Origin of the sequence: Acinetobacter legionensis (genome assembly GCF_048551735.1) — a bacterium.
In the GTDB taxonomy this organism is placed as follows: Bacteria; Pseudomonadota; Gammaproteobacteria; order Pseudomonadales; family Moraxellaceae; genus Acinetobacter.
Genome location: NZ_JBIMBV010000069.1, coordinates 1 through 1,087 on the forward strand (window position 1 = coordinate 1; position 1,087 = coordinate 1,087).

Consider the following 1,087-nt stretch of genomic DNA (forward strand, 5'->3'; position numbering starts at 1 on the left):
GGCGAATTCAAACATGAGGTGCGACAGTTTGAAAAGTCTTATGATAATCAACAAGCTGAGCAAATTTCTCTAATGGTGTAAGCCAATCTAACGCTTTTCTAGGACGAGTATTCAGTGACATGGCAACTTGATTTAAATAATGCTGATCTGCCTGATTTAAATCAATCCCTTTAGGTAAATATTGCCTAATTAAACCATTCATATTTTCGCATGTGCCTTTTTGCCAGGGTGAATGTGGGTCACAGAAATATACATCTATGCCTAAATCTTCTTCAAGTATTTTATGTTCTGCCATCTCGCGTCCACGGTCATAGGTCAACGTTTTACGCAGTTCTGCAGGTAAATATTTCAGAGCTTCAGTTAAAGCCTTGCGCACTGATTCTGCCTTTGCATCAGGTAATGTTGCCAAGATACAGAGCCGTGTATTTCGTTCAATAAGTGTTGCTATCGAACTTTTATTGTCTTTACCTTTAATTAAATCAGCTTCCCAATGACCCGGTATTTTTCTTTCTTGAACTTCGGCTGGGCGCTCATGAATAGTTTTAATATCCTGTAATATAGAATCTTTTTTAGGTTCACCGTTAGCTTTTCGCTTTTTATTTTCATGACGCAGACAGGATAATAAGTCTTTTTTCAACTCACCCTTTGGTAATGCTCGTATCGTTGAATAAATCGTTGTATGGCTTACATTCATTGTTTGATCCAAATCAGGAAATGTCTTTAAACGCTTTGCTATTTGCTGAGGAGACCATAAACAACGGATCGCTTCAACAATAAATTTCCAGAGGATTGAATCGATTTTGAGTTTTCTGTGACCACGTCTACGTCTAGCGAAGGTGTTATCAGAAGCATATTGAGCTTGATAAACGTCATTGATGCTATTTCTTTTAAGCTCACGATAGATCGTACTAGGATGTCTTTTAATGAGTTCAGCAAATTTTCTGGCTGAAAAGCCTTCTTTTCTTGACTCAAGCATTAATGCAGTACGATCTTCAAAGTTAAGATGATGGTATGACAATTTTATATACTCCATAAACCCTTTAAATTAATTAGGTGGTTTATGTCGCACTTCAAGTTTTACTCTGCC

The 1,087-nt window shown here is 37.1% G+C and carries 1 protein-coding gene; it reads right to left on the minus strand.

What is annotated here, in order from left to right:
* Nucleotides 1–7 precede the first annotated feature (7 nt).
* On the minus strand, nucleotides 8–1,033 hold the full coding sequence (locus tag ACG9ZL_RS21005; RefSeq protein WP_005100823.1) for an IS30-like element ISAba125 family transposase: 1,026 nt from the start codon (nucleotides 1,031–1,033) through the stop codon (nucleotides 8–10).
* Between the last annotated feature and the right edge of the window lie 54 nt (nucleotides 1,034–1,087).